This window comes from Sinorhizobium numidicum, from assembly GCF_029892045.1.
GTDB classification, from domain to species: domain Bacteria; phylum Pseudomonadota; class Alphaproteobacteria; order Rhizobiales; family Rhizobiaceae; genus Sinorhizobium; species Sinorhizobium numidicum.
The window spans coordinates 253,989-280,464 of record NZ_CP120369.1 but is presented as its reverse complement, the minus strand read 5'-3'; the positions used below and the strand labels follow the sequence as shown (position 1 = coordinate 280,464).

The 26,476-nt window shown below is 57.1% G+C and carries 18 protein-coding genes and 8 pseudogenes; 13 read left to right on the top strand and 13 right to left on the bottom strand.

The features are described 5' to 3' along the window. Nucleotides 1-256: 256 nt before the first annotated feature. The 8 genes and pseudogenes from PYH37_RS30480 to PYH37_RS30445 form a co-directional block, all read right to left on the bottom strand. On the bottom strand, nt 257-1,081 hold the full coding sequence (locus tag PYH37_RS30480; protein WP_425336178.1) for an ABC transporter permease: 825 nt from the start codon (nt 1,079-1,081) through the stop codon (nt 257-259). Beyond that, complete coding sequence (locus PYH37_RS30475) at nt 1,074-1,988, bottom strand: ABC transporter permease (protein WP_280736276.1); 915 nt, start codon at nt 1,986-1,988, stop codon at nt 1,074-1,076. Before PYH37_RS30475 ends, PYH37_RS30480 begins: the two co-directional genes overlap by 8 nt. Further along, complete coding sequence (locus tag PYH37_RS30470; protein WP_280736277.1) at nt 1,985-3,100, bottom strand: ABC transporter ATP-binding protein; 1,116 nt, start codon at nt 3,098-3,100, stop codon at nt 1,985-1,987. Before PYH37_RS30470 ends, PYH37_RS30475 begins: the two co-directional genes overlap by 4 nt. A gap of 230 nt (nt 3,101-3,330) precedes the next feature. After that, nucleotides 3,331-3,764: pseudogene (locus PYH37_RS30465) on the bottom strand (transposase); the annotation flags it as partial. Beyond that, a pseudogene (locus PYH37_RS30460) lies at nt 3,749-4,041 on the bottom strand (hypothetical protein); the annotation flags it as partial. The pseudogenes PYH37_RS30465 and PYH37_RS30460, both read right to left, overlap by 16 nt. An 84-nt stretch (nt 4,042-4,125) precedes the next feature. Beyond that, nucleotides 4,126-4,371 (bottom strand): annotated as a pseudogene (locus PYH37_RS30455) (transposase); the annotation flags it as partial. A gap of 118 nt (nt 4,372-4,489) precedes the next feature. Further along, nucleotides 4,490-4,846, bottom strand: coding sequence for a group II intron maturase-specific domain-containing protein (locus PYH37_RS30450; RefSeq protein ID WP_280736278.1), 357 nt, complete (start codon nt 4,844-4,846; stop codon nt 4,490-4,492). A gap of 1,439 nt (nt 4,847-6,285) precedes the next feature. Further along, nucleotides 6,286-6,670, bottom strand: a pseudogene (locus PYH37_RS30445) (transposase); the annotation flags it as partial. A 92-nt stretch (nt 6,671-6,762) separates the two neighbouring features. On the opposite strand from PYH37_RS30445, the gene PYH37_RS30440 reads away from it, so the two are divergent. From PYH37_RS30440 to PYH37_RS30405, 6 genes and pseudogenes are all read left to right on the top strand, one after another. Then, nucleotides 6,763-7,926, top strand: coding sequence for a M20 aminoacylase family protein (locus PYH37_RS30440; protein WP_280736279.1), 1,164 nt, complete (start codon nt 6,763-6,765; stop codon nt 7,924-7,926). 176 nt (nt 7,927-8,102) lie between these two features. Then, a complete protein-coding gene (locus PYH37_RS30435; protein WP_280736280.1) occupies nt 8,103-9,509 on the top strand; it encodes an amidohydrolase family protein in 1,407 nt (468 codons plus the stop codon). 128 nt (nt 9,510-9,637) lie between these two features. Next, nucleotides 9,638-9,829 (top strand): transposase, encoded by a 192-nt coding sequence (locus tag PYH37_RS30430; protein ID WP_280736281.1) that lies wholly within the window; start codon nt 9,638-9,640, stop codon nt 9,827-9,829. A 146-nt stretch (nt 9,830-9,975) separates the two neighbouring features. Further along, entirely contained in the window at nt 9,976-10,323 is a 348-nt protein-coding gene (tnpB, locus tag PYH37_RS30425) for an IS66 family insertion sequence element accessory protein TnpB (protein WP_280736282.1), read from the top strand. 78 nt (nt 10,324-10,401) lie between these two features. Then, a pseudogene (gene tnpC, locus PYH37_RS32620) lies at nt 10,402-11,776 on the top strand (IS66 family transposase). 2 nt (nt 11,777-11,778) lie between these two features. Further along, a complete protein-coding gene (locus PYH37_RS30405) occupies nt 11,779-12,363 on the top strand; it encodes a plasmid pRiA4b ORF-3 family protein (protein ID WP_280736283.1) in 585 nt (194 codons plus the stop codon). Nucleotides 12,364-12,618: 255 nt separating this feature from the next. On the opposite strand, the gene PYH37_RS32615 is transcribed toward PYH37_RS30405, so the two are convergent. Further along, a complete protein-coding gene (locus PYH37_RS32615) occupies nt 12,619-12,900 on the bottom strand; it encodes a helix-turn-helix transcriptional regulator (protein WP_425336223.1) in 282 nt (93 codons plus the stop codon). Nucleotides 12,901-13,957: 1,057 nt separating this feature from the next. Between PYH37_RS32615 and PYH37_RS30400 the strand changes: the two genes are divergently transcribed. The 3 genes from PYH37_RS30400 to PYH37_RS30390 all read left to right on the top strand — a co-directional run bounded on the left by PYH37_RS30400 (nt 13,958) and on the right by PYH37_RS30390 (nt 17,490). Continuing rightward, on the top strand, nt 13,958-15,349 hold the full coding sequence (locus PYH37_RS30400; protein ID WP_280736284.1) for an amidohydrolase family protein: 1,392 nt from the start codon (nt 13,958-13,960) through the stop codon (nt 15,347-15,349). 608 nt (nt 15,350-15,957) lie between these two features. Beyond that, nucleotides 15,958-16,893, top strand: coding sequence for a 3,5-dioxohexanoate:acetyl-CoA acetone transferase (kce, locus tag PYH37_RS30395; RefSeq protein WP_280736285.1), 936 nt, complete (start codon nt 15,958-15,960; stop codon nt 16,891-16,893). Nucleotides 16,894-17,037: 144 nt separating this feature from the next. Further along, nucleotides 17,038-17,490: a PaaI family thioesterase gene (locus tag PYH37_RS30390; RefSeq protein ID WP_280736286.1), complete on the top strand. Its 453-nt coding sequence runs from the start codon at nt 17,038-17,040 to the stop codon at nt 17,488-17,490. Between the two features lie 89 nt (nt 17,491-17,579). On the opposite strand, the pseudogene PYH37_RS30385 reads toward PYH37_RS30390, so the two are convergent. The 4 genes and pseudogenes from PYH37_RS30385 to PYH37_RS30370 form a co-directional block, all read right to left on the bottom strand. Continuing rightward, a pseudogene (locus PYH37_RS30385) lies at nt 17,580-18,659 on the bottom strand (IS3 family transposase); the annotation flags it as partial. Continuing rightward, a pseudogene (locus tag PYH37_RS30380) lies at nt 18,625-19,069 on the bottom strand (transposase); the annotation flags it as partial. The pseudogenes PYH37_RS30385 and PYH37_RS30380, both read right to left, overlap by 35 nt. 92 nt (nt 19,070-19,161) lie before the next feature. After that, a pseudogene (locus PYH37_RS30375) lies at nt 19,162-20,048 on the bottom strand (carbamoyltransferase N-terminal domain-containing protein); the annotation flags it as partial. 55 nt (nt 20,049-20,103) lie between these two features. After that, nucleotides 20,104-20,238, bottom strand: coding sequence for a sigma factor-like helix-turn-helix DNA-binding protein (locus PYH37_RS30370; RefSeq protein ID WP_280736637.1), 135 nt, complete (start codon nt 20,236-20,238; stop codon nt 20,104-20,106). 742 nt (nt 20,239-20,980) lie between these two features. Here PYH37_RS30370 and PYH37_RS30365 point away from each other — a divergent pair. The 4 genes from PYH37_RS30365 to PYH37_RS30350 all read left to right on the top strand — a co-directional run bounded on the left by PYH37_RS30365 (nt 20,981) and on the right by PYH37_RS30350 (nt 26,379). After that, complete coding sequence (locus tag PYH37_RS30365; RefSeq protein WP_280736638.1) at nt 20,981-23,065, top strand: acetate--CoA ligase family protein; 2,085 nt, start codon at nt 20,981-20,983, stop codon at nt 23,063-23,065. Next, nucleotides 23,058-23,837, top strand: a complete 780-nt coding sequence (locus PYH37_RS30360) for a carnitinyl-CoA dehydratase (protein ID WP_280736287.1) — start codon at nt 23,058-23,060, stop codon at nt 23,835-23,837. The genes PYH37_RS30365 and PYH37_RS30360 overlap by 8 nt, the downstream gene beginning before the upstream one ends. Nucleotides 23,838-23,936: 99 nt before the next feature. Then, nucleotides 23,937-25,130, top strand: a complete 1,194-nt coding sequence (locus PYH37_RS30355) for an acyl-CoA dehydrogenase family protein (RefSeq protein ID WP_280736288.1) — start codon at nt 23,937-23,939, stop codon at nt 25,128-25,130. Nucleotides 25,131-25,176: 46 nt separating this feature from the next. Next, nucleotides 25,177-26,379: an acyl-CoA dehydrogenase family protein gene (locus PYH37_RS30350; RefSeq protein ID WP_280736289.1), complete on the top strand. Its 1,203-nt coding sequence runs from the start codon at nt 25,177-25,179 to the stop codon at nt 26,377-26,379. The last annotated feature ends 97 nt before the right edge of the window (nt 26,380-26,476 follow it).

Genomic DNA, 26,476 nt, shown 5'->3' with positions numbered 1-26,476 from the left:
CCAATGGGCCAGAGCTTACTTCAAAATGGATTATTTCAACGGGGCAAGGTCAGCTGGCCCGTGTCAGAAATAACGCCCTAGTAGAACTTCAGGTCAGGACGCCGTCAGCCAAACGCTTACGCTTGAGTTGATCGTCTCCATCGGGAGCTTCGCCTTTTTGGACGTCCGATAGGAAGCGCTAGTCCGGTGTGCGGCAGGGAGGGGCGCCTCATAGCCCCTCCTATCCGTCGTAATATTGACCGGAGCTTCACCCGCCCTACGAGGTTACCTTATTCTGAGCGATGCGAACTGCGCCCATCAGCAGAATAGAGACACATACGATAAGGCTCGAGACGACGGCGATCACCGGCGTGAGGCTGAAGTTGATATCCTCGAATAGTTTGCGAGTTATCGTCTTTCCACCAACGCCGGATATGAAGAATGAAACCGTCGCCTCGTCGAAGGATGAGACAAAAGCAAACACCGCGCCGGTGATCACCCCAGGAAGAATCTGCGGTAACACGACCTCGAAAAAAGCACGACTGCGTCCGGCGCCACAATTGAGCGCTGCCATTTCGAGAATTGGGTCAAAACGCTGAAGCGCCGCGGAAACAGAAATCACGACGTACGGAACGGTCAGCATGGTGTGAGCCAACAAGAAGCCGAAGAAGTTCCCCGTAAGTTGAAGCGGTGAGAACAAGAGGTAGAGTGCGATTGCCATAATGATTTGAGGCACTATGAGGGGGCTGAGCGAGAGACCAAGTATGAGCGATTTGCCCGGGATGTCTCCACGAACAAGAGCGATGGCCGCGAGGGTTCCAATAATCGTTGCGGAGACGGTAGTGGCGATAGCGATACGCAGGCTGAACAGCGTTGCGGAAATCCAGGCAGGGTCTGTAAGAAACTTGCCGTACCAATCTAAGGTAAGCCCGGAAGGGGGGAATTCAATATAGGATGCGCTGCCGAACGACATTGGAATGACGATCAACGTAGGCAAGACAAGGAAAAACAGGAGAACTGCAAGGATGATGCCCCCACTAAACTTAGCGAGGATAGCCGGACTGAAGGGGCGGCTCCTTACAAGAGTGATAGTCTCAGACACTGCCAAATCCTCCGTATGCAGAAAGAACCCTGCGGAACAAGAATGCGAGGACCAAAGTCACAACCAGGAGAACCATCGCCAATGCGCCGGCGAAGGGCCAGTTGATAAGCACGGTCGCCTGCTGCCCGATCAATGTGGCCATCATCAGGGTCTGAGGTCCTCCCACTAGTGCGGGCGTAATGTAGAATCCTAGCGCGAGAATGAAGGTCATCAATGAACCTGCGAAGACGCCTGGTAGGCTAAGAGGCAAAATTACCTTCAAGAAGGTGGTAATGTTGCCGGCCCCGAGATTTGCGGCGGCTTGCGGCAGTTCTTTGGGAATCGACCGTAGAGAACTGTAGATCGGCAGAATCATGAATGGCAAAAGTACGTGTGTCATCGCCACGACCACAGCGCCGTTGTTGTAGATCAGCTTGAGTGGTTGATCTACTATCCCGCTTTCTACGAGGATATTGTTGATGATGCCGTTGCGCTGCAGCAAAACGATCCAAGCATAGGATCGGACAAGAACGGAGGTCCAAAGCGGAATTAATACGCAAGCTCCGATCCATAACGCGACACTCCCGCTGGCTCGTGCCATGCCGTAAGCGACCGGATATCCGAGCACGAAAGCCCCCATCGTTGAGACAAAAGCGATCCAGAGCGTTCGAGCCAGTATCTTCACATAGAGCGGCTCGGTGAACATCCGAATGTAGTTGTGAAACGTGAAATCCGGATCGAAGAAACTTCCTATTAACATCCGCCCCACCGGATAAAGAAAGCCGAAGAATAGAATCAGAAGCAGGGGTAGCAGCAACATCACCGTCAAAAACGGCGGATACTTGCCAGCCGTTCCGGTCGCGAGGGTTCTACGAGCGAGACGAGTGGCAGTACCACGGGCCGAGTCTGTTACCTCAACACTGCTCATTGCCAATCTCCCTTGCTGGGAAACAGATAAATGGCATCGTTCTGGAGCAGGATATCAACCGCATCACCTCGTGCGAAAAAGGGAATGTCTTGTCCGACAGGCACCTGGATATGTAGCGATAGATCCCTGCGTCCTTCGACGTTGACCAGCATTACGTTGTGCGTTCCAAGATAAATTGAAGTGTCTACTATGCCGGGAATGGCATTTGGCCCGCCCTGCCCACGTGGGCTGAGAGAAATGTTTTCTGGTCGAATTGCTGCCTTCACTGGCAGTCCAGGCGAAAGCTCCGGGATATGTCCGTTGAGCGAGCGCGTTATGCTCACAGTAGAGCTTTCGGTAAGCCTGACCTGCAGACCGGACTGCGCCTTGCCAAGGTACTGAGCTGAGAGAAAATTCATTTTACCAATGAAGTCGGCAACAAAGGCCGAGGCTGGCTCGCTGTAAAGACTGAACGGACTGCCGATTTGAGCAACCTGGCCATGACTCATAACTGCGACACGATCAGACATGGTCAGCGCCTCTTCTTGGTCGTGGGTAACATAGATCACCGTGACGCCAAGACGCTGCTGGAGAGACTTTATCTCGAGTTGCAGTTGCTCGCGAAGTTTTTTGTCGAGAGCACCAAGTGGTTCGTCCATTAATAGTACGGGAGGCTCAAAGACTAGTGCCCTCGCCAGCGCGACCCGCTGTTGCTGGCCGCCAGACAACTGAGCAGGGGCCCTATCGCCAAATGACTCAAGCTGGACCATTGCAAGCACCTCTTCAACTCGCCGGTCAATCTGGGCTCGATCCATCTTTCGCATGCGCAGCGGAAACGCGACGTTGTCGCGCACCGACATGTGAGGAAATAGAGCGTATTTTTGGAAAACCATTCCTACGTTACGTTTGTTCGGAGCAATGTACGTGACGTCGTTTGTGCCGATCTGGATTGCACCAGCGGTTGGCATCTCGAAGCCCGCGATCATCATCAGGAGGGTTGTTTTGCCGGAACCTGAGGATCCCAACAAGGACAGGAATTCTCCGGCCTTGACATCCACCGTGACATTGTCGACCGCAGTCACCGGGCCATAGTGTTTTACGATCTGGCGGACCGTGACTCTTTCACCCTTCATTTCGTTCCCAATCTAATTTGTGGTTCCCACTCGCACTGGTGGCGGCCGAAAAAATGAGCTTACCGCACCTGCCGCTTTTGTCGAAGTTAATGTAAACCCTGCCGGGCACGCCTTGAAGTTCCGCACATTATGAATCAGAGCAAATAATTATTGAAATGAAATTGGATGACGTCTCAGGAGATGGTGTAGCTTCGGCGTTTGCCGTGCTTTCCGGACAGGGCCGGGAATGATCAGCTTGCCGCAGCGGGCAGGCTGATGATCGGATCATCGCTTATTGCGGCGATGGTCTCAAGGGACAGGTATCTGGAGCGCTGGACGGCTCACTCGTCGTTCTGTTCGAGCAGCAGCGAGCCGACGAGGCGGACGATGGCGTGATCGTTGGGGAAGATGCCGACGACCTCGGTGCGCCGCTTGATCTCGCCATTGAGGCGCTCGATGGGGTTGGTGCTGTGAAGCTTGGTCTAGTGCAATACGTCTTCTTCGGCGGTGTGCATGAGTTGGGCGAGCTTCGGTACTTTCGGCCTGATCTGGTCGGCGACGTTGCGCCACTGGGTGCTTGCGGACTCCGGTGTGTCCTGGCGAAGGCCGTGGCGATGAAGGCGGAGACCACACATCGGCCGCTCTTTCCGGCATGGGCCAGCGCGTTTCTCATGAAGCGGACCCGGGGGCTGTTGAATAATCTTTGGCGGCGGCGCTATGCGGCAGCCACAAACCAGTTGCAAAGTCTTCTCCTTCCTTGTCTAAGGCGATATCGGCTGAACTGGCAGCGTCACGGCTGTACACGAACAATAAAATGAACAGAAATGCGCTCGCCAGTCGTTTCAAGTTGACTGCCGCGGCCGTCAGATAGGCTTGGATCTTCATATTTATGAGACGCGCCGGATCGCTCTCGATAGCCCGTGCCAAGTCTTGGCTTCGCCATGATATCCCTTCGAGCGCCAGCTTTACGGCCGAGCATCGTGGAGGCTCCAGACAATCGCCGATTACTCAATTGAATCAGACGCATGAGACTTCTTGAACAGCCCCACCCGGCACCTCTGCCAGGTGGCCGATAGGACCTTTGAGACGGCGGCCTTGATCCTTCGTGGGCATCGGAGACGACCAGCTTGACGCCTCTGAGCCCCGTCGGTCAGCTTGCGCAGGAACTCCGTCCAGATCGGCTCGGCTCAGACGTGCCGATCTCCATGCCCCAACACCTCGCGCCGACCGTCGGTCTTGACGCCGACGGCGACGGAGACGATGCGACCGCCGCGCCGGACCTTCAGATAGGTGGGTAGAGTAGGGGATGTGCGCCTTACCGCCTTGCGACGGCAGGTTTCACGTTGCCTCTCGCCGAACCGGACATGCGCCTTTCGTTACGCATCCGGCTCTCCAGAAGGCATGGCAAAGTCAGGCGTTCCCATCAATGCCAAACGATGCCGGCAGACGGGGGCCAGCCGAGCATATGTTGCTCGACCGGCCCTCTCGCCAGAGCCGTCTGGTGGGGCGTCGACTATTGGGCTGTTTGGAGCCCCAAAGTTTGACGCACCCCCGCTTTGGGGCGTTTCTTATAGAGCCAGTGGAACAGACGCAGACCCACATACCAGCCGATACCGACGAACAGTGGCGGTAATAGTTTGACCATCCACGCAGCATGGGGTTGATTTCCCGAAGCTTATCGCCAAGACTGACAAAGATACTGTCCCGTCCCGTCAGTTGCTTGACCTTGCGACGCAGGTTGACGACTTTTGTCTTGGGAATTTCCACGCGGGCCGTAGCCGTAGCGCTTGTCCCTGCATGCCGAAACGGACTCCAAGGAACTCGAACCCTTCCTCATACGCATCACCTTCGTCTTTTCCGGTGACAACTCGAGGCCCGTGGTCCGGTGCAGGTATGCCGCCAAAGCGGATTTCTCTGCGATGGCGTCCTCCTGCGTTCCCGGGACCAAAACCACGAAGTCGTCGGCATAGCGCAGGAGGAACACACAGCGACCAGCTTTTCGATCGGTGTCCGCGCACTCTTTGCCGCCTTTACCCCGTCGCTTTCGCGGCGGGCCTGGGTCTTGCTGCGGTGATACGTCCACCGTTCATACCGCTCTTCGATCGCGCTGAGCGCGATGTTGGCGAGCAACGGTGAGAGTATCCCACCCTGAGGGGTGCCCGCATCTGTGCGGAGGAACTGCTCCTCCGACAGCACACCGGCTTTCAGGAACTGCCCGACCGATTTCACCAGCCGTCGGTCGGCGATGCGCTTGCGCAGCCTCTCCAAGAGGTACGGAACTGCGCTCCGGCTCATATCGGTCCAGTCCTGCGCGGCGCAAGCTCATTCCCAAGACCGGTAAACCAGGACAATTCCGGCCCTGGGCATTCCCACGATCAGGGAGCGCGTCGTCCAAGGCACGGTCAAGACACTTCTGGAGCCAATCTTCGAGGCGCAATTCTGGCATGTCTCCTACGAGTTCAGACCCGGACGGAGCACGCATGGTGCTTGGAGTATATCCGACGGGCAGCCTTGCCGCAAAAACGCGACAGGGATGCCCGGCGGAGCCGGATGCCGTATTCGACGGCCCGAGATGGACGACACCAAGGGCGGAGCTTTCGTAGTAGTCGGGTGCCGGAAAGCCGCGCACAAAGCGAAGGGAGGCAGGAGGACGGTAGACTTGCACGACGGAGAAGCGATCTGTGGACATGGATCACCAGGCCGAGGCCTGGGCACTCAGCGTTCAACGCAAACTCTAGCAGTGGAGTAAGGCAAATCCCGACGGCGCGTGGCGGGACATGTGCGTTTGGGTCACCGACCTGCGCACGCTGCGCCTCGCCTGGCGACGTGTAGCCTCGGACCGACGGGCGCAGAGCCGGGATCGACGGGAGGAATGGAATCGGGGAGCACCGCTTCTGAGCCCATTTCCGTGCTGGGCAGACGATCCAAGTTCGCGTGTTCCGACTTCCAACCTTGATGCCCTTAGGCGGTGAGCTCTACCCCGTGCGAGCCCGCCTGCGCTCAATGGCTCGCATCCGGTACATTTAAGCCCGATCTGGTTATGCCACCCACCCGGCGACGCCCGGTCAGGCTGCTCGGTCCCCTTCCGTCCACTGCTCCCATGGATGGGGCGGCAGCTCAGCCGCCGGTTGAAAATCAGCAGGTTTGAGAGGTGTCACTAACTCATTGTCACCTCCCGCGCCGTTACGGCGCACCATCGATCCACAATATGGCCAATCGCCTTCGATGGGCCGGGCGAGGAAGGCCTTCACCTTGTCGTCGATCTCTTCGCACAGGCGACTGACCTGGCTTTGTGGAGATACCGCTCATGCCCATCGCCTTGACCGGGTCGTCGACGGAGCGGGTCGAGACGCCCTGGATGTACGCCTCTTGAATTACGGCCGTCAAAGCCTCTCGGCCATGCGGCGCGGCTCCAGGAAACTCGGGAAATAGCCGGTGCGAAGCTTGGGGATACACAGTTCCACGGTCCCGGCGCGCGTCTCCGCGCTCGCGGTAGCCGTTGCGTTGGACAAGCCGAAAGGCGTTCTTTTCGCCACAAGCCGCGCTATCGCAGAATGCCGTGCAGCCGCGCATAATGGATTTAACTTCCATGTCGGAGCCCTTCTGATTCACAATCATCAGAACAGAAGCGGCGATTGCCTCGTTCCATCCTACCCGAAAGTAGCCTAGCGTGGGGACCAGTTATGCTTGATGATAGAAGTCTTTTACAGATCAAAACTGAAGCTGCAGAATGGCGCCGACGCCTCCATCAAATCCCAGAGCTTGATTATCAGTTGCACGACACAGCAAGGTTCGTGCTTGAAAAGTTGTCGTCATTCGGGATCGATCGAATCGAGACCGAAGTTGCTGAAACCGGAATAGTTGCCCTAATCCACGGCAAAGGCAGCGCTGGCCCGACTATCGGCTTGAGAGCCGATATGGACGCCTTGCCAATCACGGAGACGTCGGGAAAGCCATGGGCTTCGCGGAACGCCGGCAAAATGCACGCTTGCGGTCACGACGGCCATACGGCCATGCTGTTGGGGGCAGCCAAACAATTAGCGGCTACGCGAAACTTCAAAGGCTCTGTCGCACTCATATTTCAACCTGCGGAAGAGGATGGTCGGGGTGGGCAAAGGATGGTGCAAGAAGGAATCATGGATCGTTTCGAGATCTCCCAGGTGTTCGGAATGCACAACGAACCAGGGCTGGAAATCGGGCGATTTGCGACCTCTCCGGGCATAGTGGCTGCCGCCCTTGATGAGTTTGACATTCATGTTAGGGGTAAGGGCGGTCACGCCGCCAGCCCCCATCGGACCATCGATCCCGTCGTGATCGCTGCGCATGTTGTTGTGGGGCTTCAGACACTCGTATCTAGGCGAGCTGACCCGCTTGAGGCTCTAGTGATCTCAGTTACAAAATTGAACGTGGGCCACGCATACAATATCATTCCCGAGTCTGCTCAGATTTCCGGCACAATTCGTACACTATCCCCTACCGTCCGAGACTTCGCAGAGCGCGAAGTCAAAGCCGGTGCCGAGGGAATCGCTCGCGGCTTTGGCGCTCAAGTTGTGTTCGAGCATCGACGGCTCGAACCTACTATGTTCAATCATCCGAAAGAAACGGAGTTAGCGATAAAAGCAGCATCCGGAATCGTCGGTTCGGCCTCCGTAAACAGGTCCATGAGACCGTCAATGGGAGCAGAAGACTTCGCCTACATGCTCGAAGCGCGACCCGGCGCTTACGTCGTTCTCGGCAACGGCAACACCCCCGCGCTGCACAATCCTGCGTACGACTTCAACGATGAAGCCTTGCCTTATGGCATTGCCTACTGGGTTAATTTGGTCGAGACCGTGCTAAGGGTATGAGGGGGCGAAAACGCGCGACAGGCCGCCGAGGATTTCACAGCCGTGGCATACACGCAATTCAAATGCGTGCGATACGGGCGTCACTTGGAAAGGGAGTTCGCGCTCAGGGTCGGCACGGAGAGCCGTAGTGCACTCCAAAACCACTCCTCTGCAAATCGATCTAGAGGAACACGTATATGAAGAGAACAACTTCGAACGCTGATAGCACTCCCACTCGCCGCGATGACATTCCGGAACACTTAAAGACGTTTTTCTCGAGACAACATCCAGAGTTCGCTTCGATTTTCGAAGCGGTGAATGCATTACCGATAGACGACACACACTGCCATTTCATAACCGATCGAGACGCGATCACAACTCCACAGAGGTATCTTGAGCGGATCTCTCTAGCGGGTTTTCCGATCGCGAGTTACTTTCCAGACGGTGTCTATGCGCAGTGGCTGACTGGCGATGAGGAAATCAAACACGCCCTCAATCAAAAGTACGACATACAACGAATAGTTTCCGGAATAACTAGTGACATTGGTGAAAGCGTCTTCGTTAAATTGCTGGTCAAAGAGCTTGCCCATTTTTTGGGTTGCGAAGCCAGGCTTGAAGCCGTTATTGAGGCCAGAAATGAACGCGGCAAAGATTACTGGTCATATATCAATATTCTCTTCCACGATGTAAATATCGCCAACATTATGCTAGAAACCGGCGTACGCGAGGGCCGCGGCGCCAAAGAATTTGAGCGTTTTGAAGAAGCGATTCTTCCGTGCAAATCCCATCGCATAGCCAGAATTGAGACAATACAAGATGAGCTATTCCAGATGAACATCACATTTGATGAGTTCGAACGACGTTTCGTCGAACGGCTGCTGGAAGTACTGGATGGGAACGGAAACTTTGGGAAACGTTCATTCGGGATGAAGTCCTATCTTCTTCCGGAAATTGGGTTAATTCGTCCGTTGTATGACCGCGGTCCAGCCGAAGCCTCTTGGATTGCGCTGAGAAACTCCTTTGATCAACGGGATAAGATGGACAGAGAAGAGGCCGGACAAATCACCAAGGACCTGTGCAGGTATACTTTCACTTTGACTCTAGAGGAGTGCCTAAAAAGAGATATGCCCATGCAAATCCACACGGGGGACGGAGAGGCGCCGTGGGTGATACTAAGAAATCAGGATCCATTTTTTCTCGAAGAAGTGTGCCGCTTCGACAAAAACAACATGATGCGGATGCCAAAAATTATTCCGCTTCATGCAGGGTACCCTTCGGTTGGCAAGGCTGCTTGGCTAAGTCATCTATACCCGAACTGCTATTTCGAATTGTCAATTATGACACCGTTCGTGCATCAGAGCTTGTATCAAAGATATTTACAGGTAATGGAGGCTGTGCCCCTCTCCAAGATTCTTTTCGCGAGCGACACATATCATATTCCTGAGCTTTATTGGCTCGCCGGTCGGTGGGGTAAGCGGTATTTGGCTCAGGCACTTACTGATTACGTTGTGGGCGGCAGCATGGATTTCGAGGAGGCTATCGAGGGGGCCCGGATGATTCTCTATAAGAATAATCGAAGATTGTACAATCTCAGCCTAGATTGAGAGATTTATTGAAATCTCGATAACGGCACCGGCTCCGTATCCCTCCGGCGGGGACCGCCTTGCGAAGTTCCGCTTATCCCGTGAGTCTGCGCTCTTCAGAGTGGACTAAAGGGGGCACTGAGCAATTCATGGGACATGCAGTTTTGCTGACGGGACCAGAGCGGCGTCGGCGATGGTCGTTGGAAGATCGGGCGCAGATACTGGCGGAGGCTTTTGCGCCTGGCGCGGTGGTTTCTGAAGTCGCACGCCGCTTCGAGGTTTCGACTGGCCTGATCTATACTTGGCGGCGGCGAGCTTTGGTCTTTGGTCCAGGAGACTGAGCCCGCCTTTGTGCCAGCCAAGCTTGCTGGCTCTGCCAGCAGTGATGCGGTCGAACTGGCGATGGCGGTGGACTTCCCGAACGGCGTGAAGGTGAGAATTGGCTCAGCAGCGCCATGCGAGCTGGCGGCCGCGATCATGAGCTCAAATGATCCCGATCAGTTCCGGGGTGCGGGTGTGGATCGCGAGCGGTCACTGCGACATGCGCAAGGGCATGCAGGGTCTGGCGCTGCTAGTGCAGGAGGGCCTCGGCCGCGATCCGTTTAAGGGCGACGTCTTCGTCTTTCGCGGTCGTAGCGGCCGACTGATAAAAGCCCTTTGGCATGATGGCATGGGCCTATCACTGTTTGCGAAACGGCTCGAGCGCGGCCGCTTCATCTGGCCGGCGACGGAGGATGGCGCGATCGCGCTGACCGCCGGTCAGATGTCCTATCTGCTGGAGGGGATTGATTGGCGAAATCCGCAGCAGACCTGGCGGCCGACTGGCGCCGGGTGAGCCGTCCGAAGGCGAATATTCCGGGACAAGTTCTTTGAAACGCTAGGCAAATCAGGGCTTCTGTGATTCACTTCGGACATGGACAACGGCCCTGATTTGCTTCCCGACGATGTTGCTGCCCTGCGGGCAGAGCTCATCGCGGCACGCGCCAAGGGCGCCCAGATCGAGGCTGAACTTGCCGTTGCCAAGGCCAAGGCGTCGGAGGATCTTGCCGTCATTGCCCGGCAGAAGCTGCGCATCGAAAAGCTCGAGCGGCAGCTTTATGGCCCGAAGGCAGAGCGTCGCGCCCGGCTGATCGATCAGATGGAGTTCCAACTGGCAGAGTTGGAGATGGCGGCGACCGAGGACGAACTCGCTGCCGAAATGGCGGCCGCGGCCGCCGTCAATGTCGCCGGCTTTACCCGCAGCCGGCCGGTGAAGAAGCCTTTCCCCGATGATCTTCCGCGCGAACGCGTCGTCGTGCCCGGTCCCGTGAGCTGCCAGTGCTGTGGCGGCGACCGTCTGCGCAAGCTGGGTGAGGACATCACAGAAACCCTCGAGATCATTCCGCGCCAATGGAAGGTGATCCAGACGGTGCGCGAGAAGTCCACCTGCCGCGATTGCGAGAAGATCAGCCAGGCTCCGGCCCCTTTCCATGCCATCCCGCGCGGATGGGCCGGCCCCAATCTTCTGGCGATGATCTGTTCGACAAGTTCGGCCAGCATCTGCCGCTCAATCGTCAGGTCGAGCACCCGCAGGCGCATCTCGCCGGCTGTAGCGGCATTCTGCAGGCGGACGCCTATACCGGCTACACCAAGCTCTATCTTCCGGATCGACGGCCCGGCCCGGTAACGGAAGCAGCCTGCTTGGTCCATGCGAGGCGGTCTTTTTTTGCGATGGCCGACGTCGAGGCGAATGCGCGCCGAAAAGCCAGGGCAAGACGCCGGCCGTCATCTCGCCGATCGCTCTGGAAATGGTGCAACGGATCGATGCCCTGTTCGACATCGAGCGCGAGATCAACGGTCAGCGCGCGGAGGTCCGAAAGGCCGTTCGTCAGGAGCGGAGCCTGCCTCTGGTTCTCGGCCTGGAAGCGTGGATGAAGGCTCATCGTGCCAAGCTGTCTCGCAACGATGATCTCGCCAAGGCCTTCGATTACCTGCTGAAACGCTGGTCTGCCTTCACCCTCTTCCTCGACGACGGGGCGTGTCTGTCTCTCGAACAATGCCGCCGAACGCGCCCTGCGCGGCATAGCGCTGGGCAGGAAATCGTGGTTGTTCGCCGGATCGGACCGCGTGGCCAGCGCGCCGCCATGTACAGCTTGATTGTCTCGGCCAAAATGAACGACGTCGGTCCGCAAGCCTGGCTCGCCGACGTGCTTCACCGCATTGCCGGTTATCCCGCACATCGGCTCGATGAGCTCTTGCCCTGGAACTGGAAGAGCGCGTCGCCGGCGGCACACATGCTGGCAGCCTAAAGATGCCGGCTTCTCTGGTACGCCTGAAGGTCACCCTCGACCATGTCGAACCGACGGTGATGCGGCGCGTTGTGGTGCCGTTCCGCATCAAGCTCCCTCGCCTTCATGAGGTGCTGCAGGCGGCGATGGGCTGGAGCAACAGCCACCTTTACGAATTCCGCATCCGCGACGTCGGCTTTGGTCCGGCTGACCAGGACTGGGGAGATGGCCCGCTCGATGCGCGCAAGATCTCGCTGCTGGCGGCAATCGAAGACATCGCCGCGAAATCGTTCAAGTACCTTTACGACTTTGGCGACGGCTGGACGCACAGTATCAACATCGAGCGCACCTTCCCCGTCATCGGCCTTGCAGAGCCAATGCTCCTCGAAGCAACCGGACGCTGCCCTCCCGAGGACATCAGCGGGCCATGGGGCTATCAGGAGTTCCGCGAGGCGCTCGCCGATCCGACCCACGGGCGGCACGCCGAGCTCGTCAAGTGGTGGGGCAGCGAGGATTACGATCCCGACAAGGCAAACTTCGCCGAGCTCAACAAAGCCGTCGATGATGTGCCAGCAAAGTGGACCCGCAAATCATGCCGAAAAATCTGAAAGTCCTTCAGGCTGCGGTTTTTGCCGGATGCTTACCCGGCTCCATGCTCCAAATGCTCCAAACGCCCTCGAGTGCGGTGTCCGAGCTCAAGACTGGCACGCCCTGTGTGTGCTATGACATTCCGCGTTCGTCGAACTGAGAGAACGTGCTTTCGTCCGTGGCAAATGCTCCCTCACGTGGGCATTTTCCACGGTCAACGCTGGGAACTGCAGGGTTGCCTTGCTCGCAGAGCCACCAGCGGTTAACGGACTGCACTATCCGCGCACGTCCTTTGGTGTCGAGCCAAAATGGCGTTTAAATGCTGTGCAGAAATTTGAACTGTGACTGTACCCGACCTCGAAAGCTACCTGCTTCAACGGGATTGCGCCGCTTTCTAGCATTATCATCGCGCGCTTCATTCTGCGTTCCGTGGTATACTGCGCAAATGTCATGCCCGTCTCCAATCGGAATTCGTTTGAAAGTTCCTCCACGGGCAAGCAAAATGCAGATGCAATACTCGACAGAGAAGGCGGTGCTTTCAGATTTGCGTCCACCATTGTTTTCACTTGCTCTACGCGATCTGCTCTCAGATCAGCACGGGAAAGGAATTGGCCATCGGAAAGAAGGGCGCTGACACTGAGACAGAGGAGTTCCTGCGATTTGACTGCTATGTAACATTTCGACAGCTGTGGATGAATGCTAGGGCTGAGCAACTGCTCGGCCGCTGACATCACGCTATAGGGGAGCGGGCGAGAATACCAAAATGCTTGAGACCCTTCGTGTTGCCCCGAGAATCTTGGAAAACACGGTGGATAGAAGCCAAAAAGCGAGTTCAGTCGTTTCGGCCAAATGCCAACGGACAGCGACAACTCGTTAGAGCCGCTACTCCAAACACTTCGCTTTACGAGTCCCCGTGGCTGATAGTAGACGGCTAGCGTGGGCCTGGATAGTTCATGGTTATGGAACCCAAGCTCTACCCGCCGCGATCCGGACAAGTGAAGGAGAAACACTAGACGTCCTAAGCCCGACTCGTCATCAAAGAATTCGTCTCGGGCCTGCAACTTGCGAATTGTTAAACTAAGGTTCTGATAGTCGAAATATCCGTCTACGTGGCCGGAGGCGTTCTCTGAAGGCGGCAGAAGCCGATAAGCACCCGCGGCGTCATTGGTCCGCTGGACTTGAAATCGGCTCCCCTGATTGAGGCGCCGAACAAACTCATCTGTCCCGATCATCCAAGATCCTTATGGAGCAACCGGGCAGCGCGACTAACCCTCAATGGGTTCCGGGGGATGAAGCCGGTAGACAATGACGTTCCACCTCGGTTTTATTATGTTTGTTTGACAGAGAATCCTATATGAGATGCGGCTTTCATGTCAACGGATCGCCGGATGTCCGACATATCGCTCGCTATTTTTGCGCGCGCGCCTGTCAAGTGATCGTAGCATAAAGAATCACTATTCGGAATAACGGTTGCACTCTGTTCAAACCACTCTAGCTGCGGTTCCCTGTCTTAGCGATTTTGCCCGAGTTTGGATCGCACCAGATGCATTTACCTAGATTCGTACCAGGCTCTTCGCGGGAATATTAGGTTTACCGGAGAGGATTCGAGAAGTCATGTCAGTAAAGCAACAGGTCGATCATCTGATTGTCAACGGTGAGATTTTTACTGGCGAGCGTGCCTCCCCCCATCTCAATAACGGCGCAATCGCTGTGAACGGCAACCGAATCGTCGCCATTGGGGATGCTCGTTCCTTGCAGGAGCGGTATCAGTCTGAAAGCGTAACAGACGTGGGCGGGGCAATCGTTCACCCTGGTATGATCGATACACACGTTCACGCAATCTCGCTTGGACTGCATAGCCTTCCAGTTTCCATCGACAAGGCGTCTGCTTCAAAGTTTTCGTATGCCGACGTTAAGGTACAGACCGACGACGAATCCACAGACGCGCTGACCGCTGCGGCTGCTGTTGCATTGTTGCGCAGAGGCTATACGTGCTTCATGGAAGCGGGAACGGTGTTCGAGACCGATGCATTCGCGGCTGCGCTGCAGCGGATCGGGATGCGCGGGATGGTTTCCGCGCCGTTTGGTTGGGACGATGTAAGCATCTTTGAGAGCCTCGCGCCGGCTACGATAACCAAGCGATTGATGGAGCGAGCGCCGGCTAACCGGGCCGCCGTCATCAGACGTCTTGAGCGCGAGCTGACAAGAAATGCGGACAAGGACGCGCTAGTTACCGGATATGTCTGCCTCTACGGCGAGTGCTCTGCGACGGATGCGCTTACTCGTGATGCGAGCGATCTCGCCCGACAGGCAGGAGTTCTTTTTAATCAGCACCAGGGCTTTGTACGCCAGTGGCAGGAATTCGAGCACGCTAAGTATGGGATTTCGGGCGTTCAGCGGCTCCACAGGCTGGGAGCGCTAACTGAGAGAACAACCCTCAGCCACATGAACGTGATGAGCGACGCCGATGCGGAGCTTGTCGTGAAAAACCGGCCGGGTATTACCTGGTGCCCGAACAATGCTCTGCATAGAGCGGTGCATCCACAGGACCATTGCCGTCTCCCCTGGTTGATTGACCGCGGCGTGTGTGTCTCCCTAGGCATAGACACCACGATGTATCATCCTCTGGGGACGGCGGGCATGGCAAGCTTGCTCCTGTCAGCCTCGGTTGGACACCGCCTCGACGACGCGGAACCGTTCTATATGCAAACTGCCAACGCTGCACGTAACATCGGATATGCCGATGAACTCGGAACGTTAGCCGTGGGCAAGCGCGCAGACATTGTCGTGCGGGCAGTTGAAGACATCACCCATACCGCATTGGAGCAAGCAGGGGCACTGCTTGCACTTTCATCATCGCAAATACCGGTTGATCTAGTTATGATCGATGGGCGAGTGGTCATGAAAGACGGGCGATTGACCGCGACCGACCAAACCGAGCTACTGCGTAGCGCGCTGCGGCAACGACGCCGGATCCTCGAGCGTGCAGGAGCGTCGGCTGAATAAAATATGCGTCATCCGTGTAAAGTTTCCCTGCTCATGGCCTCGTGCTCAATGGTGCGTGCGAGTGCAAGGTTGGCTGTCCCCAAAGTGCTGACCAAAATCGCATTCCGACTGAACGTGCAGCAAATTCGACGAATGCGATCGAAAAAAATCAGAGCCTCCCCAACTCACCCGAGCAATGGCCATCGCCGTTGCGCTAAAGACGCCGGCGAGACGGTGCTGCCTCAGGCAATCTTTCCATGGCAGCACCTCCTATCTAAGGTTCGGCTGACGGTGGACCGTGAGTCTGCAATATTCAGGGTGCTCCGCTTTCGCGCCTTGTAGAGGACAATGTCCTGTACCTGTTTTTTTTTGAGAAAGCAGCCAACAAACGAGCGCTCGGTTTCCAAGTGCCTACGATTACCACGATAGGAAAAGCCTGGTGCTGCGAACCCCTTCCTCTTTTACTGGCGGACCCCGACAGCTACGCGGTTAAATTCAGGATTCCGGCAGTATCCCGATCATAAAGGTTCGGCGCCAGGAATAACTCTTGAGGCTCGCTCGTACACGTGTCTCGCGGTTAGATCTTACTGAGATTTTCATAGATCCAGCCGAGTTGATGGAGTAGCGTCATGTTCACTGAACGAAAAGTTGTAATAACGTGCGCCGTGACCGGTGCTACTCACACGCCGACAATGTCGGATCATTTGCCAATTACTCCGGAACAGATCGCAGAGCAGGCCATCGGGGCGGCGGATGCTGGAGCCGCCATCATACATTTTCATGCTCGGAATCCAATTGACGGTCGCCCCACCCCAGATCCGCAGGTCTACGCGCCCGCCATTGAGAAGGTGCGCCGTGAGTCAGATGTTGTCATAAACATTACGACGAGCGGTGGGCCCAATGCCACTGTTGAAGATAGAATAGCGGCCGCGCTCAAATTCAAGCCAGAACTAGCCTCTCTTAACATGGGCTCCCTTTCACCCTATGGAAGACAGCGAATCGTCGGAAAATTTGATCAATGGAAGCATGCGTGGGAACGGGAGCTCTTCCTTGCCGCACCGTCGCGGGTTTATCCGAACACGGAAGAAATCATCACTCGGACGATCCAGGAAGTCGGTGCCGCCGGGACGCGCTTTGAATGCGAGTGCTATGATGTGGGGCACTTGTACAACGTCGCCTATTTCGCGGAGATCGGCCTGCTGAAGCCGCCCTTTATCATACAAACTGTGTTCGGCTTTAGCGGTGGAATTGGCATTGACGCTGATAACATGACCCATATGCGCAACATTGCCGATCGCCTTTTCGGCTCGGAATACCGATGGTCGGTGCTCGCGCCTGGGAAGCATCAGCTACGGCTTTGCACAATGGGGGCGACGATGGGTTCGAATGTCCGAGTGGGAATGGAGGATAGTCTCTATCTTGAGAAGGGCAGACTTGCCCACTCCAACGCCGAGCAGGTGGCCCGGATACGAGATATCCTTAAGTTGTTGTCTGTGGACATTGCCACCCCTGATGAAGCCCGGCATATCCTCGGACTAAAGGGACGGGAGCACACATCCGCTTAGACCTGCTGGCCTTTCGGACCGAGCACGCCGCGCTGGCGCAAGTGTGGGTTCCACCCGCGGATGTCCAGCACCAACCCGACGGTGAGACGACCTTCCGCTGCGACGACCGCGTACCACGCACTACCACTCAATGGATGCTTGAACATGAAAAAGCAACTGACTTTGGCACCCATCCGAACTGCTCCAGGACCATGGGGCGAGGAAGATATTAGACGCATGCCGACTCGAGGTTTTCAGAAGATGCTTGGGATAGTGCTTGACGAGGTGACGAAGGAACGGATCACCGCGCACATCAACATTGAGGATCATCACATCAATTCCGCCGGTGCAGTACACGGCGGCGTTTTGATCTCGCTGGCGGACAGTCTAGGTGCGATGGGGGCCCTTCAAAATCTTGGTCCAATGCACGTAACATCAACGCTCGAGTCCAAGACTAATTTCGTTCGCCCCTGCGTAAGCGAGAGTATCTCTGGCGAATGCCAGCCTCTCCATGTGGGCCGAAGGACATCGGTTTGGTACACTGTCGTGCGTAATGAGCGGGGGCTTATCTGCGCCCACATCTGGCAGACGCAAATACATAGCGATCCCAATTCCTGATGCAGTGGAACTCGAACGATCTCGGCCCTTCCTTAGCAAGAGCAAGCTCGACCGGCGGGAGGGCGGCGCTGAACCGCGTGCCGCGATAATCAGGCTGACAAGGGGGTTGACCTTGCCCTCCAGCGGTTTTGGGTTGCTGTATTTGGGGTGGTAGCGGCGGGTTGCGGTGCGAAGCCGTTTCGGCTGCGCAGCACCGCATCGCGTCGCGGTTTGATGGTCTGAGCGAACTCGGCGGGTGTCAGCCAGCCGAGGCCGGAATGCGGTCGGTGATCGTTGTAATCGCGACGCCAGTTCGCAAGCGCGGATCGCGCCTGAGCCAATGACGAGAACAGCGTTTCGTTCAATAGCTCGTCGCACAGCCGCCCATTGAAGCTTTCGATGAAGGCGTTCTGGATCGGTTTGCCAGGCGCGATGTAGTGCCAATCCACCTTGGCCCGGTCCGTCCATTGCAGGATCGCATTGCTTGTGAACTCGCTGCCGTTGTCGCTGACGATCATCCTCGGCTTTCCGCGTTCCTCGATGATCCGGTCCAGCTCTCGGGCAACCCGCAGGCCGGAGAGTGATGTATCGGCGACGAGAGCCAGACATTCTCTGGTGCAGTCATCCACGACCGTCAGAACCCGAAACCTGCGGCCGTCGGTGAGTTGATCCGAGACGAAGTCCAGTGACCAGCGATCATTGGCTGCCATCGCGATCAACATCGGTGCTCGTGTGCCTATCGCTCGCTTCCGGCCGCCACGCTTGCGCACCGTCAGCTTCTCCTCCCGATAGAGCCGGAAGAGTTTCTTGTGGTTCACAAGGTGTCCCTCGCGCCTGAGCAGCACATGAATGCGTCGATAGCCAAAGCGGCGACGTTCATGCGCCAGCACCTTCATGAGCTCGCGAAGGCCATGATCGTCGTCGCGCCAGGGTACACGCCCGCCGTTCGCTCATCCCATGTTGGCTCATCAGATGCGCGACAGCGTTCCGCTTGGCTGCGGGCGTCACCACTTCTTTCCCAAAAGGTCTTTCAAAGCAGCATTGTCGAGCATGGCATCCGCCACAAGCCGCTTCAGCTTCGTGTTCTCGTCCTCCAGCGCCTTCAGCCGTTTGGCCTCGGACACCTCCATGCCGCCGAACTTGGCTTTCCACTTATAGCGTGCCATCGACGGAGAAGTGGTCCGTTGACAGAAACCGCTTTACCTTGGGCTGCGAAAGGATCGCACCGAGGAACTTCGCAGCGATGTCGCCTTCGAGCAACCGGTCGCGGTTCTTCGAAAACACCGAATGGTCCCGAGCTGGATCGTCAATGCCAATGCCGACGACCAGCGGAACAGAAGTCGTATTCCAGCCGCTCCATCAAAAGCCGCTCAGATCGGATCGAATAGAAGGCTTGCAAAAGCATGGCGCGCAGAAGCTTCTCAGGCGCAATCGATGGCCGCCCGATCGGCGAATAGAGCGCTGCAAACTCCCGTTCCAGCAAAACCAGCGCGTCGTCCACGATCTGCCGGATTGCCCGCAGCGGATGATCACGACGAACGAGATCCTCCAGATCAACATAGCTGAAGAGTTCACCCGTCCTCACATCGCCGCCGCGCATGCATCACTCCAAAACTCGACGAAGCGAGTGAATCACGGCGAAAGCCTCCAGGCCAGCTTTTTTTTTCAACAGCCTGCTAGGAATGGTCTGCAATCGAGCAGCACGTAAGGATCCGGCGTTCCGCGACTGAAAATTTCGGGTGCGCGATCCTCCAGGCATATCGCGCAACTGGCCGGAAGTGTTCACGACGTTTAATATCGTCGAGACAATCCTGCCTTTCCGCGGATGTCGCGTTCTTGAAAATGCTTCTGCCACCCAATGCTCGTGGCCCAGTTCGGCGTGGCCGGCGAGGAAAACCACGGGCTTGTTGCTCGCGAGAAGCGTAGCGAGTTCACGCATACTGCACGGCGCAGCCTCCCATTCGGACGGCACATCGCTGCGTATCAGTGCCGGGCCACTGTAGACTGACCATTCCAGCGGCACGAAGCCCCTGTCCGCCGCCATTGCGGAGCAAGCGGCACCTATTGCCGCCCCGCTGTCATTCGGAAAGGGCGGCACCCAGACAGAACAGGCCGGTAGCACGCGGTGCGCTGTTCCATTTGATATTAAGACCGCAGCCGCCGGCAATACACAAATTGCGCGATCGTGGAAGCCCCCAATGCCGCTCCAAAACACTCGTCATCTCCCGGATGAGGAGACGCTCGAGGAAACAATGAAGCGATGCAAGTACATCTTCGGATCGCTTGGCCTTCAATCGCAGACTCGCGTGGAAGAAGTCGTGGATAGCCGCAAAGTGAGCATTCCATGCTGCTCTCCGCCTGGTACGATGAGCATGCTCCGCTTCGGCCGCAAAGCGCTCCTCGTACAGCTCCCGAAACACAGTTATGATACATCCATCAGCAGAGCCCAGCGCGATATAGGCCATCAGCTTGCCGGCAATACCTAGCTCGTCCCTGCTGCTGCCGTTCGTATAACGTCCGAAGTGATCGCCCACGGCAGTATAGGCCTCACCTAGAAACAGGCGTTCGATGAACCGCGCGCTGCCGCAGGGGTCTAGCAGCTCATTGCGAAACCACCGCGATTGGCCAGATCAGTCAGTTCGCCCGGCAGGGCCAGCTCAATCCAACTGCTGCCGCACGCTGCAGGTTAGCCTGCACCGTGCGGCGCGCTATCCCCAAGATGACTGCTATCTCGCGGGAACTCGTCCCGCTTCCGGCAAGCCGAAGCATTTGTCTCAATTGTTTCATGGTCAGCCTTCTCTTTGCCGGCATCAAAATCTCCCCGTTTACCGGGGCACTTCATGCCAAAGTTGCTGACCCAGGAGGTAATCTTCAGTGCCGAAAACTGGCCGGCCCTTGATCGGAACGGTAGCCGGCTTCGCGTCGGAATCCGCCGCTTCCAATCCGGAAATGATTGCGACGGTTCATCTCGATCTCCAAGCCTTGGGGAATCGCTTTGTACCGATTGATTGGAAGCTGGCGCACCTCGCCAAAAGCTAGGCGCCGCCTCCGCCTTAACGATCACGAGTCTGGGCCGTATCCAAGGGCATGCCCGATCTCGCTCGTGACCAATATGAAGGCGTTGCACCGAACGGCTCCGCTGCATGATGTCTCAATGTCGAAATCTATAGCAGACAAAAGCTGTTGCCATTGAACGAAACTGTCGCGAGACGAACAGACGAACTGTAGCCGAGACGTTTGCTTTTCGTGCTCAGCTTGATCCAAGGCAAAAATAGGAAAAGAAGCGCGAACAAAGGTCCGCCGATACTCTTGAGCGTCAAGCCGCAGGTGGGTCGTTCAGGATGGCACGACATTTGCACAGCCAACCCTGGAAGCTCTCTGACGGCACGCCCACAATTAGCGGAGTGTCCATGATGATTGGCACGGAATCTTGAATGGAGCCATTTCGGCGGTAAGCCGCAACGCTTGAATGCGGTTCTGGAAAACGCGCTCAAACGAAAAGGTAATGATCATGCATAAACTCGAGCGACTTCTGCGTCCGAAATCGATCGCCGTATTCGGCGGCAAAGAGGCGGCTCGTGTGGTCACGCAGTCGAGCAGGATTGGATTTTCTGGCGAAATTTGGCCTGTGCATCCAAACAAGGCTGATGTTGATGGCTACAAGGCATACCGTTCAGTCGCCGAATTGCCCGGTGCTCCGGATGCTGCTTTTGTGGGTGTCAATCGTCACCTCACGGTCGACGTCGTGAAGGCTTTGGCCGAGCGTGGCGCCGGTGGGGCGGTTTGCTATGCAGCTGGATTTCTGGAGACCGGCGCATATGACGAGGACGGTGAGAGGCTGCAGGCCGAACTCGTTACCGCAGCCGGCCAGATGCCGATTATCGGCCCGAACTGCTATGGCCTTATCAACTATGCTGACGGTGCGCTTCTGTGGCCTGACAACCATGGCGGTGTCAAACTGGCAAATGAGGGCAGGGGTGTCGCCATCATCACCCAGTCGTCCAACATCGCGATCAACATGACGATGCAGAAGCGCGGCTTGCCGCTCGCCTTCCTGATCACGGCCGGCAACCAGGCGCAGACCGGCCTTTCAGAAATGGCGCTCGACCTGATAGAGGACGAGCGCGTCACCGCGCTTGGCCTACACATCGAGGCTTTTGACTCGGTCGCCGGCTTCGAGAGGCTGGCGGCAAGAGCCCGCGAGCTGAAGAAGCCGATCATCGCCATGAAGGTCGGGCGCTCAGAACAGGCACGGCAGGCAACCGTGTCGCACACCGCCTCGCTCGCCGGCTCGGATGTTGCTTCCGACGCCTTCCTGAAGCGACTCGGCATCGCGCGCGTTGATTCGATTCCAGCCTTTATCGAGGCGTTGAAGCTCCTACACATAACCGGCCCGCTGCCAGGCTGTAGGCTCTCGTCGATGAGCTGTTCGGGCGGCGAGGCCTCCATAATGGCCGACAGCGCTGAAGGGCGCTCGGTGCATTTCCCCGTGCTGGCAGTTGACCATCGTGCCCGTGTGAAATCGACTCTCGGGCCCCTGGTGGCGGTTGCCAATCCGCTCGACTACCAGACTTTCATCTGGAACAACGAACCGGCAATGACGGCCACTTTCTCCGCCATGGTGTCCGGCGGCTTCGACCTCAACATTTTGGTGATCGATTTTCCGCGTCGCGACCGCTGTTGGAATGTCGATGAGGGGGGCATGGCAATATTGCGTTCCTTTGAAGCCGCGCTAAAGACCAACAAGGCGAACGGCGCCATTGTTTCTTCAATACCCGAGAACTTGCCTGAGGAGCACGCAAACCGACTGATCGTTCATGGTGTCGCGCCATTATTCGGTATCCCGGAAGCTATGGATGCCGCACAGGCCGCAGCCTTCATCGGCAGCGCTTGGCGCGAACCGCTCGCGCAGCCAGTAGACACCACGATTGTCGGAAATTCCGGCATCGAGCGCATCACACTCGACGAAGCTGAAGGCAAAGAGAGGCTGATCAAAGCCGGCCTGCCGGTACCGAAGGGCGAGCGTGCGAACGACGCGGTCGAGGCAGCTAGCTTATCCCAGGCGCTCGGATTTCCTGTGGCGCTGAAGGCGCTGGGCGTCGCTCACAAGTCGCAAGTGGGCGCGGTGCGGCTGGACCTCAAGGATACTGAATCCGTCAGCAATGCCGCACATGACCTCCTGCCGCTCGGCACTGGCCTCTATGTCGAGCACATGGTGCGAGACGGTGTCGCCGAGTTGATCGTCGGATTTACCCGTGACCCGATGTTCGGCGCGGTGATGACGCTCGGCACCGGGGGCGTGCTGGTAGAGCTTTTGCGCGATAGCGTGATCCTGATGCTGCCGGCGACGCGCGACGACATCGAGGCGGCGCTGCGCGGATTGAAGTTCTACCCACTGTTGGAGGGCTATCGCGGCCGACCGAAGGCGGATGTCGGGGCCGCCATCGACACCATCGCCGGCGTTGCCGACTTCGTGCAGAAGAATGCCGGTGAGATTGAGGAACTCGACATCAATCCGCTGATCGTCTGCGCCGAAGGCAATGGCGCCTGGATCGCGGATGCCCTGCTAGTGCTTGGAGAAACGAAGAATGGCTGACGTCATCACCACCCGCCGCGAAGGCGCGATCCTCGAAGTTATGCTCGACCGGCCCAAGGCCAATGCCATCGACCCGCGAACGTCCCGCCTGATGGGTGAAGCGTTCATGGCGTTCCGCGACGATCCGGAACTTCGCGTCGCCCTTTTGAAAACAGCCGGCGATAAATTCTTCTGTGCCGGCTGGGACCTCAAGTTTGCTGCAAGCGGCGATATCGATTGCGACTATGGCGTCGGCGGCTTCGGCGGGCTGCAGGAACTGCGCGATCTCAACAAGCCGGTCATCGCCTGCGTCAACGGCATGGCGGTGGGCGGCGGCTTCGAGCTGGCGCTCTCCTGCGACCTCATCTATGCCTCGGACCATTCTTCCTTCGCGCTGCCCGAGATCCGCGCCGGCACGCTGGCCGACGCGGCGACGATCAAGCTGCCCAAGCGCATCCCATACCATGTCGCCATGGAGCTTTTGCTCATCGGCCGCTGGATGGACGTGGCCGAGGCGCATCGCTGGGGCCTGGTCAACGAGGTGCTGCCCAAAGAGAAGTTTGAAGACCGCGTCTGGGAAATCGCGCGGCTTTTAGCCGGCGGCCCGCCGCTGGTCTTCGCCGCGATTAAGGAGACGGCGCGCGTGGCGGAGGCCCTCAGTTTCCAGGACGCGATAAACCGCGTGAACAGCAATCAGCTCGTGACTGTCGACAATCTTCGTCGGTCAGCAGACAACCTTGAAGGTCCCCGTGCCCTTGTCGAAAAGCGTAATCCCGTCTGGAAGGAAAAATAATGGTCATTGCCACGATACTTGTCTCCAGACTTCCCCCACGGGGAGGGAAGCGGCATCTTCGGCACCGGCAACTCTTGTTTAGCAATGGAGTATAGCCCCATGGATCTTATGTTCACAGAAGGTGATCGGACTTTCCGGGAGGAGGTACGTAAGTTCTTATATGACAGTACGATCCCGGAGATACGTCGAAAATTGGCCGAAGGCCTAAAATTGTCGAAAGAAGAGATCGCGGCTGGAGCGCGGAGCCTCTACAAGAAAGGTGTGCCAACTTGGCCTCAGGAATATGGAGGCACGGGGTGGACCCTCGTGCAGCAGTACATCTTCGAAGAAGAGGTGCGTGCCTTTCCAGCACTAGTCAAGTTCGGTTCGGGTGAGGACTTGGTAGGTCCAGTCATCTACACCTTCGGCAATCTGGCGCAGAAACAATACTATTTGCCCCGCATCGCTAACGCAACTGATTGGTGGTGCCAAGGCTTTTCGGAACCGGGAGCTGGCTCCGATCTGGCCGCACTTAAGACGCGGGCAGTCCGCCATGGCGACCATTACGTCGTCGATGGCCAGAAGACCTGGACATCATCGGCGCACTACGCCGACTGGATCTTTTGTCTGGTACGGACCAATCTAGATGTGAAGAAGCAGCAAGGCATCTCTTTCCTTCTCATCGACATCAAATCGCCGGGCGTCACTGTGCGCCCGATCCACCTGATCGATGGCGGTCACGAAGTCAGTGAGGTATTCTTTGACAATGTCCATGTCCCGGTCGAGAATCTAGTTGGGGAAGAGAACAAAGGGTGGGGCTACGCGAAGTATCTGCTTAGTAACGAGAGGTTCGGCGATGCTGGCGTAGGCGTTTCCAAGGAGCGTATGTGGCGCGCCCTGGAACTTGCGGCTCAGACCTATGTCGGCGGCGAGCGACTTGCTGATCAACCCTCATTTCGTGAAAAGGTTGCCGAACTCGACGTTCAGTTGAAGGCACTTGAGATCACCCAACTCCGCGCAATCGCCAATGCCTCAAAGCAGCAAGGAGCACAGGATCCCGCAAGTTCCATCCTAAAGCTGAGGGGCTCGGAAGTTGAGCAGGCCGCCGCGGAGCTCCTAATGGCTGTGATGGGGCCTAACGCATTGCCTTACATCCCGGACGAGGAGCTTGGGAGCCGCAACGAGCCGCCAGTCCTCCCGCGATGGGCCGCGGAGATTGCTCCTACCTATTTCTATAGCCGTGCGGCGTCAATCTATTCGGGATCTAGTGAGATTCAGAAGAACATCATCGCCAAAGCGATCCTCGGCCTTTGATGCATCGTGCTCACTGGCAGCGCGTAAGTTTCGGGAGATATTTGCAGTGAAGTTCGATCTATCGGAAGAGCAACGGCTCCTAACGGAAAGCGTCGAGCGACTTATGCTCGACAGTTATGGCTTCGGCGATCGCCGCAAGTACGGAGGTGAGGACCCCGGCTTCAGCGAGGCGATGTGGGAACGCTATGCTGAGCTCGGTCTCCTGGCGTTGCCGTTTTCGGAGGAATATGGCGGCTTCAGCGGCGGTCCGGTCGAAACAATGATCGTGATGGAGGCTTTCGGCAAGAGCTTGATCTTAGAGCCTTATCTCGCTACGGTGGTCCTTGCCGGCGGTTTGCTTCGCCGTGGTGGGAACGAAGCACAAAAGACAGAGCTAATCCCCCTGATTGTGAACGGTAGAGCCAAATTGGCCTTTGCATATGCCGAGTCACAGTCGCGCTATGATCTTTTCCACGTTGAGACACAAGCAAAGAAGCAAGGTACTTTTTGGGCTCTAAGCGGGGTCAAGACCCGCGTCCTTCACGGCGACGTGGCCGATAAGATAATAGTCTCAGCCCGGACAGCCGGAGGCACTCGCGATAAGAATGGGATCGGGCTCTTCCTTGTTGACGTTCATGCGCCGGGCCTCACCCGCCGCCCCTTCCTGACGCAGGATGGTCTGCGCGGGGTGGAAATTGCACTGGGGAACGTACGCGTTGACGAGAGTAATTTGATTGGCGACCCAGAAGGGGCGTTCCCAGTTATCTCGAGGGTGGCTGATGAGGCTGTCACGGCACTCTGTGCGGAAGCCCTTGGCTGCTTCACAAAAATGCAGGCCATCACACTCGGTTACCTCAAGACGCGTGAACAGTTCGGAACGAAGATCGGCAGTTTTCAGGTGCTGCAGCATCGTGCCGTCGACATGCTTGTGGAGTTGGAGCAATCTCGATCGATGACCCTGTACGCCGCAATGATGGTGGGCGAAGACAACACGATTGAGCGCGAGCGCGCAGTTTCGGCGGCAAAGGTTCAGATCGGTCGGTCATCCAAAGCCATAGGCCATCAGTCAATCCAACTTCATGGCGGCATTGGAATGACGATGGAATATAGCATAGGTCACTACTTCAAGCGCGTCGTGATGATCGACATGCTTTTCGGTGATGCAGATCATCACCTGAGGCGACTGGCGGCACTTGGAGGGCTAGGAGCTGTGGACAGCTATCGCAGCCATAGGACGATGGTGGCCACCAATATGACGACGGCGAGATAGTTCCTGGAGGTCCTCGAAGCGCGTGGCGACCCTCGACTAGCGTCGTGGCCGGACGCCGATTGCAGGCGGTGGCTTAGACGTGCGCGGCGCGCCTGAT